The organism is Massilia frigida, from assembly GCF_011682175.1.
GTDB classification, from domain to species: Bacteria; Pseudomonadota; Gammaproteobacteria; order Burkholderiales; family Burkholderiaceae_D; genus Telluria_A; species Telluria_A frigida.
This window is the reverse complement of the sequence record NZ_WHJG01000032.1, coordinates 1-16,271: the sequence shown is the minus strand read 5'-3', so window position 1 is coordinate 16,271 and position 16,271 is coordinate 1. Positions and strand designations below refer to the sequence as shown.

Sequence of the window (16,271 nt, the reverse complement as noted above, 5' to 3'; positions counted from 1 at the left end):
ATCAGTTATAGCTTTTGCAAATATCACCTGCCCAACCCTCGCCGATCTTACTTTTCGCGGCAAGTCACATCGATGTTGGTGATGTCGGCATCGCCCATTTCGCCTACGCCGCGCTCGACCGTGCAGGCATACTTGCCGCCATCCGGCTGCTTGAATACCGACACGCCGTAGCTGGTGCCGAAGGTGGTCGCGCCGGCGAATTTGTAGGCGGTCGCGTCCTTGGGGACGGCGTATTTGTCGCTGCTGCCGTTGATCAGCACCAAGCCTTCGCCCGTGTAGGTACGGGCCCCGCCGTCGGCGCCGAGCGCCTTGACCGCGCCGCCGATCGAAAAGGCGTTATCGATGCACTTGATAATCACGCTGATGGAAGCCTGGCGTCCGGCGTTGTCCTTGCCGTTGTCCCAGGTGCATTTCTGGTGCAGCGCACTGGTTTTGACCTGGACATCGTAGGGCACGCCGTATTCGATCGTGTTGGGGAAGCGGAAAGTGGTGGCCTTGGCCTCGACCGTGAGGTCTTGCATGCCGACGTTGCTCAGTACCAGGCCGGAATACTTCAGGTTTTCAATGGTGCCTTCGACAGGGAAGGTCGCTTTGCCGCCGCAAGCGGACAGGCCCGCGACGAGGGCCAGCAGCAGCGAATGGCGCAGGACGGATAACTTCATAGAATTCTCCAGGGGAAAGGGCGCCGCCCGCGCAGGGGCGGCTGCCGGGATCAGTTGCAGGTGATGAGGATATGGTCGACGTCGGCTTTGCCCATCGTGCCGATGGCGTTGTCAATCCGGCAAGTCAAGCCCGGCGGCTGTTGCAGCACGCTCAGGCCGTAGGCCATCGTTTCGCCGACCTGGCCGAGCTTGTCTTTTTTATTCTCGGCCAGCGTGGTCATGTTGAATTCGGTGGAGTTGGCCGCAATACTGAGGCGATAGCTGCCGTTGATGATGACCAGCGGGCCGCTCGTCAGGCCGGTGATCTTGCCTTTGATATCATGCGGGATCAGGGTGCAGCGCACGGTAATGTTGCCGACGCCGTAGACGCTCGATTTGCCCTTGCCATTGACCATGGCGCAGGTGGCGTTCGATGGCGGCGACTTGATGGTGATGTCGAATTCGGTATTGGTGGCGATCAGGTCGGGAAACACAAAGGTGTTGACGTTCGGTTCGACCTTGAGTTCCGGGCCGCCCTTGTTTTGCAACACCAGGCCGGACACGGTCACATTTTCCACGGTGCCGCCCAGCTGCATGGTGCCATCGTCGTCGCCGCCGCAAGCGGCAAGACTCAGCGCGCACGACAGTGCCACGGCGGAACGCAGGTACAGATTTTTCATACTTTCTCCAAAACGAATGCGGTAAGGTGGGAGGCTGGGCCGCCGATGGACAGCCTGATGTGGACGTCATTTTAGTGCATTTGTTAACCCGGCGGCTCATTGCCTTGTAACGGGTGCAAGGGACTTGGCGCGCCCGGCGCGCCGATTGATTTTCGGCGCCGCCCTCGTTATGCTGGAACCTGTCCCATTACCGAGCCAGAACATGAGCATTCCGCCGCGCCGCACCTGGCCCAGAGCCATCCTGTTCGACCTGGACGATACCCTGTGGCCGATCGCCCCGGTCATCCTGCAGGCCGAGCAAACCCTGCATGCCTGGCTGCACAGCAACGCGCCGCGCGTGGCCGAGCGCTTCACCGTCGACGCCCTGCGCCAGGCGCGCCTGGCGCTGCTGGCCCAGCAACCCGAGTTCCAGCTCGACCTGGGCGCCCTGCGCCGCGCCGGCCTGCTGTCGGCGTTCGAGGCGGCCGGCGAAGATGCCGCCAAGGTCGAGCAAGCCATGGTCCAGTTCTATGCGGCGCGCAATGCCGTGATTCCCTACGATGACGTGGTGCCCGGCTTGCTGCGCCTGAAAGGCCGCAGCTTGCTTGGCTCGGTTAGCAACGGCAATGCCGATTTGCAGGCGATCGGCTTGTCGCACCATTTCAAGGTGTCGCTGGCGGCCAGCCAGTTCGGCCGCGCCAAGCCGGACCCGGCCATCTTCCTGGCCGCCTGCGGGGAACTCGGGGTCGACCCGGCCGATGCCGTGTACGTGGGCGACGATGTGCTGCTCGACGTGCAGGGCGCCCAGCGTGCCGGGCTGCGCGCGGTCTGGCTCAACCGCACCGGCAGCGCGCTGCATCTGGAACACGGGGTGGTGCCGGACGCCATCTGCGGCAATTTCGACGAGCTGCTCGACTGGCTCAAGCGCGCGCACGACTGAGGCGGCCGGGGCGCACTGGCGGCGCCCGTCGGCCCGGAAAAGCGCTAAACTGCACACCACGCCTGCGAACGTGCATAATAAGCGGATCAACACTTGTGCATGTCCACCTCGCACCACACATAGAATCATGCAACTCGATACCCGTGCGCAAACGCTGCTCAAAGCCCTGGTCGAACGGTATATTGCCGACGGCCAGCCGGTAGGGTCGCGCGCGCTGTCGAAAATTTCCGGACTCGACCTCTCGCCCGCGACCATCCGCAACATCATGGCCGACCTGGAAGAACTGGGGTATGTGTCCAGTCCGCACACCTCGGCCGGACGCATTCCGACCCCGCGCGGCTACCGCATCTTTGTCGATACCTTGTTAACCGTGCAGCATCTGGACGAGCACGCGGTCGATGGACGCCTGCGCCTGCCGGCCCAGCAACCGCAAAAGATGATCGCCAACGCGGCGCAGATGCTGTCGTCGCTGTCGCAGTTCGCCGGCGTGGTGCTCAGCCCGCGGCGCGAATCGGTGTTCCAGCAGATCGAATTCTTGCGTTTGTCGGAAAAGCGCATCCTGCTGGTGATCGTCGATCCGCGCGGCGACGTGCAAAACCGCCTGCTGCTCACCGAGGCCGACTACACGCCGGCCCAGCTGGTGCGCTCGGCCAATTACATCAACCAGAATTATGGCGGCCTGTCGTTCGACGACGTGCGCACGCGCCTGTCCAGTGAATTGCGCCAGCTGCGCGACGATATGGGGAGCCTGATGCAGGCAGCGGTCGAGGCCGGCAGCGAGGCGATGACCGACCAGTCGGACGATATGGTCATTTCCGGCGAGCGCAACCTGCTCAGCGTGTCGGACCTGTCGTCGAACATGAGCTCGCTGCGCCAGATGTTCGACATGTTCGAGCAAAAGACCGGGCTGATGCAGCTATTGGACGTGTCGAGCAAGGCGACAGGCGTGCAGATCTTCATCGGCGGCGAATCGAACCTGGTGCCGATGGATGAAATGAGCGTGGTCACGGCGCCGTACGAGGTCAACGGCAAGATCGTCGGCACCCTGGGCGTGATCGGGCCGACCCGCATGGCCTACGAGCGCGTGATTCCGATCGTGGATATTACGGCCAAGCTGCTGTCGAACGCGCTCAGCCACTCCTAGACAGCGGCGCCGGCCGCTGCTTCAGGTTTTGTGGGGGCAGGCCGGCTTGACGCAATTACCGTAAATCGCCAGCGCGTGCTCGGCAATCTTGAAGCCGCGCTCGACCGCGACCTTGTGCTGGCGCGATTCGATTTCTTCATCGTAGAACTCTTCCACGCGGCCGCAATCGAGGCACACCAGGTGGTCGTGGTGCGAACCGGCATTGAGCTCGAAGATCGCCTTGCCGGTTTCAAAATGGTTGCGGTTGAGCAGGCCGGCTTGCTCGAACTGGGTCAGTACGCGGTACACGGTGGCCAGGCCGACATCCATATTATCGGTCAGCAAAATCTTGTATACATCTTCCGCTGTCAGGTGGCGCACCTCGCTGTTCTGGAAAATCTCGAGGATTTTCAGACGGGGCAGGGTGGCTTTCAGGCCGCTGGCCTTGAGGTCGCTAGGATTGTTACTCATGTTTGTTACTCGTATATTGGCGTAGTGCTTTATCATATAGCGTTTTAGACGGAGGTGCCTAGGCTTCCGTACAACGATTTGAGGTCCTCTATGCCTGTCGATACTGCCGTTTTGCACCGTTTTAGCTTGCGCGCCCCGCTCGTGGCGACCCTGGCCGGCGCCGTCCTGAGCCTGTCGGGCTGCTCCATGTTCGGCGGCGCCAAGGATCCCGTGGTCCCGGTCAGCACCTCGCCAGACTCCGGCGCCCAGACCGTCCAGGCCAGCAAGCTGCAGAAGTTCCTGTGGATCTTCTCGCCGTATCGTCCGGACATTCAGCAAGGCAACTTCATCTCCCAGGAAATGCTGACCCAGCTCAAGGTGGGCCAGACCCGCGAACAGGTCAAGTTCCTGCTCGGCACGCCGCTGCTGACCGACGTCTTCCACGCCGACCGCTGGGATTTCCCGTTCTACCTGGCGCGCGGCGATGGCGAGCTGACCAGCAGCCGGGTGACGGTCTACTTCAAGGATAACAAGGTCGAGAAATTCGACGGCGGCAACCTGCCGACCGAGAAGGAATACATCGCCCGCATCGCCGGTCCGTCCAAGGTGGCCGCCAAGGAAGCGCCGAAGCGCGAAGAAGCCGGTTCGGCCTCGATCAAGATCAACAAATAAGCCATCGCACGGGTAGCACGAGGGTAGCAAAATGACGCAGATGAAAATTGCAGTAGCGGGCGCCGATGGGCGTATGGGACGGATGCTGATCGATGCGGTCGCGGCCGCGCCCGACGCGGTGCTGGCCGGCGCGCTCGGCCTGGCAGGTTCGCCATCGATCGGCCAGGACGCGGGCGCCTTTGGCGGCCAACCGGCCGGCATCAGGATCGAAGCGGACCTTGCCGCCGGCCTGGCCGGGGCTGATTACCTGATCGACTTCACCCGTCCCGAAGGCACGCTCAGGCATCTGGAATATTGCGCCGCCCATGGCATCAAGCTGATCATCGGCACCACCGGTTTCGATGATGCCGGCAAGGCCGCGATTGCCGCCGCCGCCGAAAAGACCGCGATCATGTTCGCGCCGAACATGAGCGTGGGCGTGAACGTCACCCTCAAGCTGCTCGAACTGGCCGCCAAAAGCCTGTCCGAAGGCTACGACATCGAAATCATCGAAGCGCACCACCGCCACAAGGTCGATGCGCCGTCCGGCACCGCCTTGAAAATGGGCGAAGTGATTGCCGACGCGCTCGGGCGCGACCTCAAGGAATGCGCCGTGTACGGACGCGAAGGCGTCACCGGCGAGCGCGATCCGTCGACCATCGGTTTTGCCACCATCCGCGGCGGCGACATCATCGGCGACCATACCGTGCTGTTTGCCGGCACCGGCGAGCGCATCGAGATCAGCCACAAGTCCAGCAGCCGGGCCAGCTACGCCAACGGCGCGCTGCGCGCCTGCCGCTTCCTGGCCGGCAAGGCGACCGGCTTGTACGACATGCAGGACGTGCTGGCACTCAAGGACTAGGCGGCGCCATGCCACCGGTCAATCACTTCAGCGTTGCGCGCTACTGGGAACAGGGCGACGCGATCAGCCACGCGGTGGCGTATGTGCTGATGCTGATGTCGCTGGTGAGCTGGTTCTTCATCCTGTCCAAGGCGCTCAGCACCTGGCGCGTGCGCCGTGCGGCGCCGGCGCTGGACGCCTTCTGGGGCGCCCCCACGCTGCACGACGGCATCGCCCTGCTGAGCCTGGCCGACCGCGAGGGCGTCTATGCGCCGCTGCCCGCGCAAGGGCTGGCGCATGCCGCTGGCGCCGCCACCCTGGCCGGCGCAATGAGCAAGGACGAACAGATTATCCGCGTGCTGCGCCAGGAAATCACGCGCGCCACCCACCGCATCGAAAGCGGACTGACCGTGCTGGCCTCGATCGGCGCCACCGCCCCGTTCGTGGGGCTGCTGGGCACCGTGTGGGGGATTTATCATGCGCTGTCGAATGTGTCCGCAGCCGGCATCGTGCAGATCGACAAGATCGCCGGGCCGGTCGGGGAAGCCCTGATCATGACCGGCTTCGGGCTGGTGGTGGCCATTCCCGCCGTGTTGGCGTATAACGGATTGAACCGCCTGAATCGGCTGACCCTCGCCGAGCTGGACGGATTTGCCCACGATTTGCATTCCTACTTCAGCAAATAAGGGGAACGGCATGGCATTCGGCAGCTTCAATCCATCGCGCCAGCAGTCGATGATGAGCGATATTAACGTGACCCCGATGGTCGACGTGATGCTGGTGCTGCTCGTCATTTTCATCATCACTGCGCCCATGTTCACGCATGCGGTCAAGCTCGACCTGCCGCGCGCGCAGGCTGCGGCAGCGCAGCAGCAGCCGCACACGGTCACCATCGCCATCGATGCGGCCGGCGTGCTGCATTGGGGCGGGGAGCAGGTCGACGTGCCCGGACTCGACGCGCGCCTGCTGCAGGCCGCGCGCCAAGCCCCGCAACCCGAATTGCAGCTGCGCGCAGACAAAAACACCCGTTACGAAGTCGTGGCCCAGGTCATGGCGGCGGCACAGTCCCACGGATTGAGCAAGCTGGGCTTCGTGACCGATCCAAAAAAGGAGAAATAACATGGCCAGCGCTGAACTCAATGGTGCCTCGATCCTCGGCTGGGATACCTTTCATTCCGAAAGCCGCGCGGCGTTCGGGTTTCCCGAGTTTTACGCCAACACGATGGATGCCTGGGTCGATTGCCTGAGCTATCTGCGCGACGAAGACGGCATGACCAAATTCCGGCTGAAACCGAACGAGGTGCTGGAAATCGTCGTCAAGGATGCCGCATCGATGCGCGAGCGCGTGCCCGACCTGCTCGACGAGATGACTTTCTGCATCGCCGGCATCAACGAGCGCTACGAGGATTACGGCGAAAAGCCGGCGCTGGCGCTGGTGTTGCGCTGACCGGCTTCATGCTGCGCGGGCAGCGCGTGCCCGCGCACAGGTTTCCGGCTGGCGCTTAACGCACCTTCTTGAGGTCGAAATTCGGGTTGTAGATCAGCCCCAGCGTATTGCCGAACGGATCCTTTAGCTCGACCACCTTGATCCCCTCGCCCACGTCCTGGATGGCCGAGTGGATACTCGCGCCCAGGCCCGTGATGCGGTCGGTTTCCGCCTCGATGTCATCCACGCCCCAGTACGCCACGCAGCCGGGCATGCCGGGTTCGCCCGGGTGCAGGCCCAGCTCGAAGCCGCCGATTTCGAAGCCGATATAGAACGGCTGATCGAAGTAGGGGGCGGTGCGGAACACCTCGGTAAACCAGGCCTTGGCCGCGTCCATATCCTGGACCGGGTAGCAGACAGTGCGCATTCCGTTGATCATATTCGTCTCCTTGAGTGCAAAGCAGCATCCTGCCATGGAGCGCCGCGTTTGTATTGTAAAAATGTAAGGCGGTCAGGCCGGCGGCGCGGCGAACGATTCCGGCGTGCTGCCCGCCAATTGGCGAAATTCGTGGATCAGGTGCGGCTGGTCGTAATAGCCAAGATCGAGTGCGAGGCATGCCCAGTCGAGCTGGTTTGCATCGCGTGCGGCGGCGCGGATGCGTTCGCTCGCCTGGCGGAAGCGGCACACGCGCGCGAACTGCTTGGCGCCCAGGCCGACTCTGGCGCGGAACTGGCTGGAGAGGTGCTGGCGCGACACGCCCAACTGCGTGGCCAGCGTCTCGATGCGCATGGTGCCGCCGGATTGTTCGATGGCGCCCACGGCGGCGTCGACTAGGCCGGGTGCCATGGTGGTGCCTGCGCTGCGCAGGCGCTGCAGCAGCAAGCGTTCGACGGTGCCCACGGCGTCGACGTCGGAGAGTGTGCGCGACCACAGGGCGTCGGTGAACTGGCGCGCCGTGGCGCCGCCCCACAGCTCGTCCAGCAGAGGATGCTGGTCAGCCAGTTCGTGCAGCGGCATGGCGAAAAAGTACGCGGCGGCACCCGGCTTGAAGCGGGCGGCGACGGTGCGCACGGGCTGGTGCACGGGAACGTGGACGACCGTGCTCATCATGCCGGATACGCGGCTCAGCGCGGCCACATCCTGCCACAGGATATCCATGCAGTTATCGGGCAGCACCCGGTGCGTGACAGGTGAGGCGCCTGGCAGCACCTGGCAGGTCCACAGGCAGGCCAGATACGGCGCCAGCGCGGGGTGAGGCGGGTGTTCCTGGTAGAGAACCATGTGGTGCCCTGCAAGTGGCAAAAAAGGCCATTTTACCCTGCGCGCACTGTCTTTAAAGGGGGCATCAAGGGAAGTATATCCTGGCAAAAATCGCGCTGTTCATGACGAGAAGGACGCCGAGTAGCCAGCGGTGCACGGTCAATGCCTCTTTTACCGAATCGACCTTCGCGTTCAGGTCGGTTCGGACACCGTCGATTTTGGCGGTCAGATCGGTTCGGACAGCGTCGATTTTGGCGGTCAGATCGGTTCGGACACCGTCGATGTTGGTGGTCAGGTCGGTTCGGACACCGTCGATTTTGGCGTCGAGCACCTCGATTTTTGCGCTTGATTCGGTTCTGAATGTCTGTAGTTCGGCGCTGAGTTCCGTCTTTGCCAGAGTGATTTGCGAACTTAATCGTTCTTCCGACCGACGAATATCGCGTTGCCACTCGTCCTTCATTTGCACATGGTCGGATGTCGACACCCCCGCGCTCGCCACCTCGGTCAGTGCCTTGGCATGCAAGTCCGCCTGGTTTCTGGCTACCCCGGCCGATTCCAACTGCTGGGCGTGTCCAATCGCATCGAATTCAATTGTCATGACAGCAGTCTCCGGTACGTGGTATTCGGTTCAACAGAATATGCAGCGACATCGCTTGAGCCGTGCTTGATGACTGCATCAGGATCGAGCGAACTGCATGCCAAAAGAATATTATTTTGGTAAGCATGGCGAGCGTTACGCCGATCAACACTCCCATGTAGAGATAGGAGAGGTCGCGCGAGATGAGTCCTCGCTGGTCCATTCGTACATCAAGGAACGACTTGAGCGCGTCAATTTTTGCATTCTGCAGTGCGATTTCGGCGCTCAGGACCTTTCTGGCGTTTGTCACGTGCGACATCAAACGCGCTTCCGATTCATGGCTTGAGGTTTGCAAATTGTATTGCAGGGTCAACAGTTGAGCCTCCTGGTTGGCCTTGTCCATCATCTTGGCCAACGCTTGTGCATGCACCTCCGCCTGCTGTTGTGGCAAACCTGCCAACTCCAGCTTCCGCACGTAGTCTGTCGTGTCGAAATTGCTCATCATGTCAATTAGACGTCGATATGGCCGGATAGTTCAGCAAAGTTCAGGGAAAAGAGCGGCCGGCTTGGCATGTGGTGCGCTTTTCGGCAGCTCCGTAAGCTGACGCGTCCAATTCGCTTGTCATCTTATTTGGACAGCAACGCCGCCCCATAGTTCAGCGAAATTTGGCCCCCAAGCCCCGGCCGCGCCCGGATGCGGGATGTGCCAGTATAATGACCGGTTCATATTCACTTTTGGCCGGGCCACGCTTGGCTGCACATATCATGCAAGATAAATATAGTCCCGCCGACGTTGAACAAGCCGCCCAAGCCCACTGGAAGGCGATCGACGCCTACAAGGCTGTCGAGAACGACCCGCGTTTCCCGAAAGGTAAGTACTACGCCTGCTCCATGCTGCCTTACCCGTCGGGCAAGCTGCACATGGGCCACGTGCGCAACTATACGATCAATGATGTGATGTACCGCTACCTGCGGATGAACGGCTACAACGTGCTCATGCCGATGGGCTGGGACGCCTTCGGCATGCCGGCCGAGAACGCGGCGATGCAAAACAATGTGCCGCCGGCGCAATGGACCTACTCCAACATCGCCCATATGCGCGAGCAGATGGAATCGATGGGCCTGGCGATCGACTGGTCGCGCGAAATGACCGCGTGCAAGCCCGAATACTACAAGTGGAACCAGTGGATGTTCCTCAAGATGCTTGAAAAAGGCATCATCTACAAAAAAACCGGCACCGTGAACTGGGACCCGGTCGACCAGACCGTGCTGGCCAACGAGCAGGTGGTCGACGGCAAGGGCTGGCGTTCCGGCGCGCCGATCGAAAAGCGCGAAATCCCGATGTACTACGCGCGCATCACCGACTACGCCGACGAACTGCTCGATTACGTCGACAACAAGCTGCCGGGCTGGCCGGAGCGCGTGCGCGTCATGCAAGCGAACTGGATCGGCAAATCGGTCGGCGTGCGCTTCGCCTTCCCGCACACCATCGCCAACGCCGCCGGTGAGCTGATTGACGACGGCAAGATGTACGTCTTCACCACCCGCGCCGACACCATCATGGGCGTGACCTTCTGCGCCGTGGCGCCGGAACACGCGCTGGCGCAGCACGCCGCGCAGACCAACCCGGAACTGGCGGCCTTCATCGCCGAATGCAAGCTCGGTAGCGTGATCGAAGCCGACATGGCAACGATGGAGAAGAAGGGCATGCCGACCGGCCTGTTCGTCACCCATCCAGTCACCAACGAGCAGGTCGAAGTCTGGGTCGGCAACTACGTCCTGATCACCTACGGCGACGGCGCCGTCATGGGCGTGCCCGCGCACGACGAGCGCGATTTCGCGTTCGCCAAAAAATACAATCTGCCGATCAAGCAGGTGGTCGCCGTCGAAGGCAAGCAATACTCGCTTGAGGCCTGGCAGGAATGGTACGGCGACAAAGAGAACGGCGTCTCGGTCAATTCCGGCAAATACGACGGCCTCGATCACATTTCCGCCGTCAACGCGGTTGCGGGCGACCTGGCCACGGCCGGCCTGGGCGACAAGAAGATCACCTTCCGCCTGCGCGACTGGGGTATCTCGCGCCAGCGCTACTGGGGTACGCCAATCCCGATGATCCATTGCGCCGATTGCGGCGTGGTGCCGGTGCCCGAAAAAGACCTGCCGGTGGTGCTGCCCGAGGACTGCGTCCCGGACGGCAGCGGCAACCCGCTGGGCAAGCACGAAGCTTTCCTCAAGTGCGACTGCCCGCAATGCGGCAAACCGGCGCGCCGCGAGACCGACACGATGGATACCTTCGTCGACTCGTCGTGGTACTACATGCGCTATACCTCGCCGGGCAGCAAGGACGCCATGGTCGACGCGCGCAACGATTACTGGATGCCGATGGACCAGTACATCGGCGGCATCGAACACGCCGTCATGCACCTGCTGTACGCGCGCTTCTGGACCAAGATTATGCGCGACCTGGGCCTGGTCAAGTTCGATGAACCGTTCGTCAACCTGCTTACCCAAGGCATGGTGCTCAACGAGGTTTACTACCGTGAACCGGAACCGCCGAAGAAGATCTATTTCAATCCAACCGACATCGACCTGACGCTGGACGACAAGGGCCGCCCGCAAACCGCCACGCTCAAGAGCGACGGCCTGCCGGTGATCATTGGTGGCACGGAGAAGATGTCGAAATCGAAGCTGAATGGCATCGACCCGGAAGCCCAGATCGGCAAGTACGGCGCCGACACCGCGCGCCTGTTCACCATGTTCGCCTCGCCGCCGGAGCAGACGCTCGAATGGTCCGACAGCGGCGTCGAAGGCGCCAGCCGCTTCCTGCGCCGCGTGTGGACATATGCGTACGCGCAGGCGCCCCGCGTTGCCTCGGCCCTGGCCGCGACCGACAAGGTTGAAGGCAGCGAAGCGCACAAGACGCTGCGCCGCGAACTGCACAAGATCCTGCAGCAGGCCGACTACGACCTGAAACGCATCCAGTACAACACCGTGGTGTCGGCCTGCATGAAGATGCTCAACACGATGGAATCGGCCAAGCTGGAAGACGGCCCGGCCACCGACGCGGTGATCGCAGAAGGCCTGTCGATCTTCCTGCGCGTGCTCAACCCGGTCGCGCCGCACATCACCCACGTGCTGTGGGAAGAACTGGGCTACGCCAAGGTCCACGGCGACCTCCTCAACGTGCAGTGGCCGCAGGTCGACCCGGCCGCGCTGGAACAGGCCGAGATCGAGATGATGATCCAGGTGAACGGCAAGCTGCGCGGCTCGATCAAGGTGGCCAAGGATGCCGACAAGGCGTCCATCGAAGCGATGGCGCTGGCCTGCGAAGCGGTACAGAAGTACATCGAGACGCCGCCGAAAAAGGTGATCGTGGTGCCGGGCAAGTTGATCAGCATCGTGGTGTAAGCGATGACGATCCTTCGCTCCGCCACCGTGCTGCGCGCCACCTTTGCTTTGGTGCTGCTCGCGACCTTGTCCGCGTGCGGCTTCCAGCTGCGCGGCTCGAACGGCCAATTCAACATGCCGTTCCACAGCATCTACCTGGCGTTCCCCGAAACGTCGGCGCTCGGCACGGAATTGAAACGCAACCTGCGCGGCGGCGACGCCGTGCAGGTGCTGACCGATGCGTCCAAGGCCGAGACCCTGTTCGACGTGCTGTCGGAAACGCGCGGCAAGCAGATCCTCTCGCTCAACGCCCAGGGCCGCGTGCGCGAGTATCTGCTCACGTACACCCTGGTGTTCCGCCTGCGCGACGCCAAGGGCTTTGAACTGCTGCCGGCCACCGAGATCTCGCTCAAGCGCTCGATTACCTTCAACGAGAGCCAGGTGCTGGGCAAGGAATCGGAAGAAGTGCTGCTGTACCGCGACATGCAGACCGACCTGGTACAGCAGGTGCTGCGCCGCCTGGTGGCGGTCAAGCCCACATGAGCATGAGCGATGCAACTGCGCTTTGACGCCCTCGAAGGGCACCTGGCCAAGACGATCGCGCCGCTGTACGTGATCTCCAGCGACGAGCATCTGCTGGCGCTGGAGGCGGCCGACAAGATCCGCCGCGCCGCGCGCGCCAACGGCTATTCGGAGCGCGACGTGCTGACGGTGGAGCGCACCTTCAAATGGGGCGAGCTGCTGGCCGCGAACCAGGCCTTGTCGCTGTTCGGCGACAAGAAGCTGATCGAACTGCGCATCCCGACCGGCAAACCGGGCAAGGATGGCGGCGCGGCGCTGCAAAGCTATGCCAAGGACCTCAGTCCCGATAACCTGACCCTGATCACCCTGCCCAAGCTCGACTGGCAGACCGCCAAGGCGGCCTGGGTCGGCGCCTTGCAGCAGGCCGCGGTGTACATCGAGATTCCGGCGGTCGAACGCGCTCAGTTGCCTGGCTGGATCGGCACGCGCCTGGCCGCGCATGGCCTCTCCGCCGACCGCCAGTCGCTCGACTTCATCGCCGACCGGGTCGAAGGCAACCTGCTGGCGGCGCACCAGGAAATCCAGAAGCTGGCGCTGCTGCACGATCCGGGCAAGCTGACGTTCGAGCAGATTCACGACGCGGTGCTCAACGTGGCGCGCTACGACGTGTTCAAGCTGTCCGAGGCGATGCTGGCGGGCGATCCGGCGCGCCTGGTGCGCATGCTCGAAGGCCTGAAAGGCGAGGGCGAGGCGCTGCCGCTGGTTTTATGGGCGGTCGCCGAAGAAATCCGTACGCTGTTAAAATTGAAATCCGGGATGGCGCAGGGAAGGCCGCTCGGCATGCTGCTCAAGGAATACCGCATCTGGGGTCCGCGCGAACGCATGATGGAACCGGCGCTGCGCCGCATCTCGCTCCCGACCCTGGAAGGCGCGATGCGCGACGCCGCGCAGGTCGACAAGATGATCAAGGGCCTGCGCGCCAAGGGCTTCGCGGGCGACGCCTGGGATGCGATGCTGCAGCTGGCCTTGAAAGTAACGCGCGGATAGACCGCAGCGGCACGCTACCATGGTGCCTGCGCGACGAATGCGCTTCACCTACGTAGACGAGATAATGAACATTACCGAATACATGCAACAGGTCGGCCAGCGCGCCCGCGCCGCTTCGCGCGCCATGGCAAGGTCCGACAGCGCCACGCGCAACCGCGCGCTGCTCCTGATCGCCGATGCGATCGTGCGCGACAGCGCGCTGCTGCGCGCGGCCAACCAGCTCGATCTCGATGCGGCCGCCGCCGCCGGTCTCGCGCCGGCCATGCTGGACCGCCTGCAACTGTCGGACAAGGCCATCGACACCATGGTCGAAGGCTTGCGCCAGATCGTCTCGCTGGCCGACCCGATCGGCGAAATCTCGAACATGAAATTCCGCCCGAGCGGCATCCAGGTGGGCCAGATGCGCGTGCCGCTGGGCGTGATCGGCATCATCTACGAAGCGCGTCCGAACGTCACGGTCGACGCGGCGGGCCTGTGCATCAAGAGCGGCAACGCCACCATTTTGCGCGGCGGCTCGGAAGCGATCAACTGCAACCGCGCACTGGCGAAAATCGTGGCCGAAGGCCTGGCCGGCGCCGGCCTGCCGAACGACGGCGTGCAGATTGTCGACACCACCGACCGCGCCGCCGTCGGCGCGCTGATCACCATGCCGGAATATGTCGACGTGATCGTGCCGCGCGGCGGCAAGGGCTTGATCGCGCGCCTGATCGCCGAGGCCACGGTCCCGATGATCAAGCACCTGGACGGCATCTGCCACGTCTACATCGACACCAGGGCCGACCTGGAAAAAGCGGTGGCGATCGCGTTCAACGCCAAGTGCCACCGCTACGGAACCTGCAACACCATGGAAACGCTGCTGGTCGCGCGCGCCATCGCCCCGGCCGTGCTGCCACGCCTGGCGGCACTGTACGCGACCAAGGAAGTCGAACTGCGCGCCGATCCGGAAGCGCTGGCGCTGCTGGCCGGCTACCCGCACCTGGTCGCCGCCGTGGAAGAAGACTGGAGCACCGAGTACCTTGCGCCGGTACTGTCGATCAAGCTGGTGGACGGGCTGGACGCGGCGATCGACCATATCAACACCTATTCGTCGAAGCACACGGAAGCGATCATCACCGAAGACTACAGCGACGCGCTGCGCTTCTTGCGCGAAGTCGATTCGGCGTCGGTGATGGTGAACGCCTCGACCCGGTTCGCGGACGGTTTCGAGTATGGCCTGGGCGCCGAAATCGGCATCTCCAACGACAAGCTGCATGCGCGCGGCCCGGTCGGATTGGAAGGATTAACATCTCTGAAGTACGTGGTATTCGGCCACGGCGAAGTCAGGCATTGAGCTATCGGAGGAACATATGCTAACCCGGCTGAAAGTTAATGGATTTAAGAGTTTGGAGGATATTGAAGTTCGCTTCGGCCCTTTCACGTGCATTGCCGGTGTAAACGGCGTGGGAAAATCCAATTTATTCGACGCCATCCTGTTTTTGAAGGATTTGGCGGATACGTCCATTATTGATGCCGCCACCAGGATCCGAAACAGCGGACGCCAACGTGTCAACCTGTCGTCGTTGTTTACCCGAACTGCAGTCGGGCAAGCTCAATTAATGGAGTTTGAAGTCGATTTTTTGGTGAACGATACTGTCACAGATGATTTTGGCCGTAATGCTAAACCAAAGGTCACGTTCCTGCAGTATAAGTTGGGTTTGCGATATGTCGCCGCATCCGGTTCTAAACCGGAGGGAATTGAACTCGCACATGAGTCGCTGGATTTTGTGCAAAAAGGCGAAGCAAAACGGCGTCTCGGTTTTCCGGTATCTCAGGAATTTCTTGACTCCGTTTATGTCGGCACTAGCCGGATCGATTTTATCTATATGGATAAAGACGACCCAACTGTTGCGAAAATACGCCAGGATGGTACCGGAGGAGGGCAGCCGATCAGTATTCCGATTGACAAGGCTGAACGCACGCTGCTGAGCAATATAAATACTATTGACCGTCCGACTGCATTGGCGGCGCGGCGTGAAATGCAGTCCTGGATCAATTTGCAGCTTGAGTCGAGCTCGTTGCGCAAACCAGACGATTTTTTGGCGTCGAGTCAGGTCTCGTCCACAGGCGAGCATTTGCCGGCGACATTGGATCGTTTGAAAAAATTCGATGAGGTTGCAAGCCAATTGGCTAATCTGCTGCCGGATGTGAAGAGCCTTACCGTCGATGTGGATGAGCGCAGACAGTTAAAAACGCTGTACTTGGAAAGCGTCAGCGGCATACGTCATGAGGCACGTGCGCTTTCGGATGGAACCCTGCGGTTTCTTGCCCTGTCTATTATTGGGGCAGACGCTGACGCTGGCGGCGTAATTTGTCTCGAGGAACCGGAAAATGGTATTCACCCGGCGAGAATCCCCGCCATTGTCCAGCTTTTGACCGACATGGCCGTCGATACTGACTATGCCGTGGGTCCCGACAATCCACTGCGCCAGATTATCATCAATACCCACTCTCCCCTGGTAATTCAGAAACTTCAAACGGATAATATTATCGTTTCGCAAGCTTATAAGCGCGATGGCGCATCGCTTTCGTTGTTTTGTCCGATTCTCGGAACATGGCGCACGAGGACAGTTTTAAATATTTCGTAACTATTCAGCCGCTACGCAGTTGGCCTGATCGGATCGCCAGCAAATGCACGGCGCAGCACTTCCAGCATGCTGTGCCCTTGTTTGCGTAGGGTGTCGAGGCAGGAGCGGATGGTGCAGAAGTT

The 16,271-nt window shown here is 61.7% G+C and carries 19 protein-coding genes; 12 read left to right on the top strand and 7 right to left on the bottom strand.

From position 1 onward, the window contains the following. Positions 1-47: 47 nt before the first annotated feature. Together F2P44_RS24730 and F2P44_RS24725 are read right to left on the bottom strand one after the other, a co-directional pair. Complete coding sequence (locus F2P44_RS24730; protein ID WP_167090333.1) at positions 48-662, bottom strand: hypothetical protein; 615 nt, start codon at positions 660-662, stop codon at positions 48-50. A gap of 50 nt (positions 663-712) precedes the next feature. After that, a complete protein-coding gene (locus F2P44_RS24725) occupies positions 713-1,321 on the bottom strand; it encodes a hypothetical protein (protein WP_167090330.1) in 609 nt (202 codons plus the stop codon). A 202-nt stretch (positions 1,322-1,523) separates the two neighbouring features. Here F2P44_RS24725 and F2P44_RS24720 point away from each other — a divergent pair, with 202 nt between their 5' ends. Both F2P44_RS24720 and hrcA read left to right on the top strand, forming a co-directional pair. Next, positions 1,524-2,240 (top strand): HAD family hydrolase, encoded by a 717-nt coding sequence (locus tag F2P44_RS24720; RefSeq protein ID WP_167090328.1) that lies wholly within the window; start codon positions 1,524-1,526, stop codon positions 2,238-2,240. A 127-nt stretch (positions 2,241-2,367) separates the two neighbouring features. Continuing rightward, on the top strand, positions 2,368-3,384 hold the full coding sequence (hrcA, locus tag F2P44_RS24715; protein ID WP_167090326.1) for a heat-inducible transcriptional repressor HrcA: 1,017 nt from the start codon (positions 2,368-2,370) through the stop codon (positions 3,382-3,384). A gap of 21 nt (positions 3,385-3,405) precedes the next feature. Here the strand turns inward: hrcA and fur are convergent, their stop codons facing one another. Further along, positions 3,406-3,834 carry a ferric iron uptake transcriptional regulator gene (gene fur / locus F2P44_RS24710; RefSeq protein ID WP_054264984.1) on the bottom strand — a complete coding sequence of 143 codons (429 nt, stop codon included), beginning with the start codon at positions 3,832-3,834 and terminating at the stop codon, positions 3,406-3,408. Between the two features lie 90 nt (positions 3,835-3,924). Here fur and F2P44_RS24705 point away from each other — a divergent pair, with 90 nt between their 5' ends. Genes F2P44_RS24705 through F2P44_RS24685 form a run of 5 tightly spaced genes read left to right on the top strand, consistent with a single transcriptional unit; the run spans position 3,925 to position 6,752 of the window. Next, positions 3,925-4,485, top strand: coding sequence for an outer membrane protein assembly factor BamE (locus tag F2P44_RS24705; protein ID WP_167090324.1), 561 nt, complete (start codon positions 3,925-3,927; stop codon positions 4,483-4,485). 31 nt (positions 4,486-4,516) lie between these two features. Beyond that, a complete protein-coding gene (gene dapB, locus F2P44_RS24700) occupies positions 4,517-5,326 on the top strand; it encodes a 4-hydroxy-tetrahydrodipicolinate reductase (RefSeq protein WP_167090322.1) in 810 nt (269 codons plus the stop codon). A gap of 8 nt (positions 5,327-5,334) precedes the next feature. Next, positions 5,335-5,991, top strand: coding sequence for a MotA/TolQ/ExbB proton channel family protein (locus F2P44_RS24695; RefSeq protein WP_167090320.1), 657 nt, complete (start codon positions 5,335-5,337; stop codon positions 5,989-5,991). Positions 5,992-6,001: 10 nt separating this feature from the next. Further along, positions 6,002-6,424, top strand: coding sequence for an ExbD/TolR family protein (locus tag F2P44_RS24690; RefSeq protein WP_167090318.1), 423 nt, complete (start codon positions 6,002-6,004; stop codon positions 6,422-6,424). 1 nt (position 6,425) lies between these two features. Continuing rightward, on the top strand, positions 6,426-6,752 hold the full coding sequence (locus F2P44_RS24685; RefSeq protein ID WP_167090316.1) for a barstar family protein: 327 nt from the start codon (positions 6,426-6,428) through the stop codon (positions 6,750-6,752). Between the two features lie 55 nt (positions 6,753-6,807). Here the strand turns inward: F2P44_RS24685 and F2P44_RS24680 are convergent, their stop codons facing one another. The 4 genes from F2P44_RS24680 to F2P44_RS24665 form a co-directional block, all read right to left on the bottom strand. Further along, positions 6,808-7,170, bottom strand: coding sequence for a VOC family protein (locus F2P44_RS24680; protein ID WP_167090314.1), 363 nt, complete (start codon positions 7,168-7,170; stop codon positions 6,808-6,810). A 72-nt stretch (positions 7,171-7,242) separates the two neighbouring features. Further along, positions 7,243-8,013, bottom strand: a complete 771-nt coding sequence (locus F2P44_RS24675) for a helix-turn-helix domain-containing protein (RefSeq protein ID WP_167090312.1) — start codon at positions 8,011-8,013, stop codon at positions 7,243-7,245. A 64-nt stretch (positions 8,014-8,077) separates the two neighbouring features. After that, complete coding sequence (locus F2P44_RS24670; RefSeq protein WP_167090310.1) at positions 8,078-8,590, bottom strand: hypothetical protein; 513 nt, start codon at positions 8,588-8,590, stop codon at positions 8,078-8,080. After that, on the bottom strand, positions 8,580-9,071 hold the full coding sequence (locus tag F2P44_RS24665; protein WP_167090308.1) for a CCDC90 family protein: 492 nt from the start codon (positions 9,069-9,071) through the stop codon (positions 8,580-8,582). The genes F2P44_RS24670 and F2P44_RS24665 overlap by 11 nt, the downstream gene beginning before the upstream one ends. A 263-nt stretch (positions 9,072-9,334) precedes the next feature. On the opposite strand from F2P44_RS24665, the gene leuS reads away from it, so the two are divergent. The 5 genes from leuS to F2P44_RS24640 all read left to right on the top strand — a co-directional run bounded on the left by leuS (position 9,335) and on the right by F2P44_RS24640 (position 16,149). After that, the gene (gene leuS / locus F2P44_RS24660) at positions 9,335-11,977 is read left to right on the top strand and encodes a leucine--tRNA ligase (RefSeq protein WP_167090306.1); all 2,643 of its coding nucleotides are present in this window, start codon (positions 9,335-9,337) and stop codon (positions 11,975-11,977) included. Between the two features lie 3 nt (positions 11,978-11,980). Next, complete coding sequence (locus tag F2P44_RS24655; RefSeq protein WP_167090304.1) at positions 11,981-12,499, top strand: LPS-assembly lipoprotein LptE; 519 nt, start codon at positions 11,981-11,983, stop codon at positions 12,497-12,499. 9 nt (positions 12,500-12,508) lie between these two features. Further along, positions 12,509-13,525: a DNA polymerase III subunit delta gene (holA, locus tag F2P44_RS24650; RefSeq protein ID WP_167090302.1), complete on the top strand. Its 1,017-nt coding sequence runs from the start codon at positions 12,509-12,511 to the stop codon at positions 13,523-13,525. Between the two features lie 64 nt (positions 13,526-13,589). Continuing rightward, complete coding sequence (locus F2P44_RS24645) at positions 13,590-14,855, top strand: glutamate-5-semialdehyde dehydrogenase (protein ID WP_167090300.1); 1,266 nt, start codon at positions 13,590-13,592, stop codon at positions 14,853-14,855. 16 nt (positions 14,856-14,871) lie between these two features. Beyond that, a complete protein-coding gene (locus F2P44_RS24640; RefSeq protein WP_167090298.1) occupies positions 14,872-16,149 on the top strand; it encodes an AAA family ATPase in 1,278 nt (425 codons plus the stop codon). Positions 16,150-16,271 lie beyond the last annotated feature (122 nt).

Bases quoted from the DNA above. Each gene is read 5' to 3' on its own strand.
- F2P44_RS24730 (WP_167090333.1), bottom strand. From the start codon at position 662: ATGAAGTTATCCGTCCTGCGCCATTCGCTGCTGCTGGCCCTCGTCGCG.
- F2P44_RS24725 (WP_167090330.1), bottom strand. From the start codon at position 1,321: ATGAAAAATCTGTACCTGCGTTCCGCCGTGGCACTGTCGTGCGCGCTG.
- F2P44_RS24720 (WP_167090328.1), top strand. From the start codon at position 1,524: ATGAGCATTCCGCCGCGCCGCACCTGGCCCAGAGCCATCCTGTTCGAC.
- hrcA (WP_167090326.1), top strand. From the start codon at position 2,368: ATGCAACTCGATACCCGTGCGCAAACGCTGCTCAAAGCCCTGGTCGAA.
- fur (WP_054264984.1), bottom strand. From the start codon at position 3,834: ATGAGTAACAATCCTAGCGACCTCAAGGCCAGCGGCCTGAAAGCCACC.
- F2P44_RS24705 (WP_167090324.1), top strand. From the start codon at position 3,925: ATGCCTGTCGATACTGCCGTTTTGCACCGTTTTAGCTTGCGCGCCCCG.
- dapB (WP_167090322.1), top strand. From the start codon at position 4,517: ATGACGCAGATGAAAATTGCAGTAGCGGGCGCCGATGGGCGTATGGGA.
- F2P44_RS24695 (WP_167090320.1), top strand. From the start codon at position 5,335: ATGCCACCGGTCAATCACTTCAGCGTTGCGCGCTACTGGGAACAGGGC.
- F2P44_RS24690 (WP_167090318.1), top strand. From the start codon at position 6,002: ATGGCATTCGGCAGCTTCAATCCATCGCGCCAGCAGTCGATGATGAGC.
- F2P44_RS24685 (WP_167090316.1), top strand. From the start codon at position 6,426: ATGGCCAGCGCTGAACTCAATGGTGCCTCGATCCTCGGCTGGGATACC.
- F2P44_RS24680 (WP_167090314.1), bottom strand. From the start codon at position 7,170: ATGATCAACGGAATGCGCACTGTCTGCTACCCGGTCCAGGATATGGAC.
- F2P44_RS24675 (WP_167090312.1), bottom strand. From the start codon at position 8,013: ATGGTTCTCTACCAGGAACACCCGCCTCACCCCGCGCTGGCGCCGTAT.
- F2P44_RS24670 (WP_167090310.1), bottom strand. From the start codon at position 8,590: ATGACAATTGAATTCGATGCGATTGGACACGCCCAGCAGTTGGAATCG.
- F2P44_RS24665 (WP_167090308.1), bottom strand. From the start codon at position 9,071: ATGAGCAATTTCGACACGACAGACTACGTGCGGAAGCTGGAGTTGGCA.
- leuS (WP_167090306.1), top strand. From the start codon at position 9,335: ATGCAAGATAAATATAGTCCCGCCGACGTTGAACAAGCCGCCCAAGCC.
- F2P44_RS24655 (WP_167090304.1), top strand. From the start codon at position 11,981: ATGACGATCCTTCGCTCCGCCACCGTGCTGCGCGCCACCTTTGCTTTG.
- holA (WP_167090302.1), top strand. From the start codon at position 12,509: ATGCAACTGCGCTTTGACGCCCTCGAAGGGCACCTGGCCAAGACGATC.
- F2P44_RS24645 (WP_167090300.1), top strand. From the start codon at position 13,590: ATGAACATTACCGAATACATGCAACAGGTCGGCCAGCGCGCCCGCGCC.
- F2P44_RS24640 (WP_167090298.1), top strand. From the start codon at position 14,872: ATGCTAACCCGGCTGAAAGTTAATGGATTTAAGAGTTTGGAGGATATT.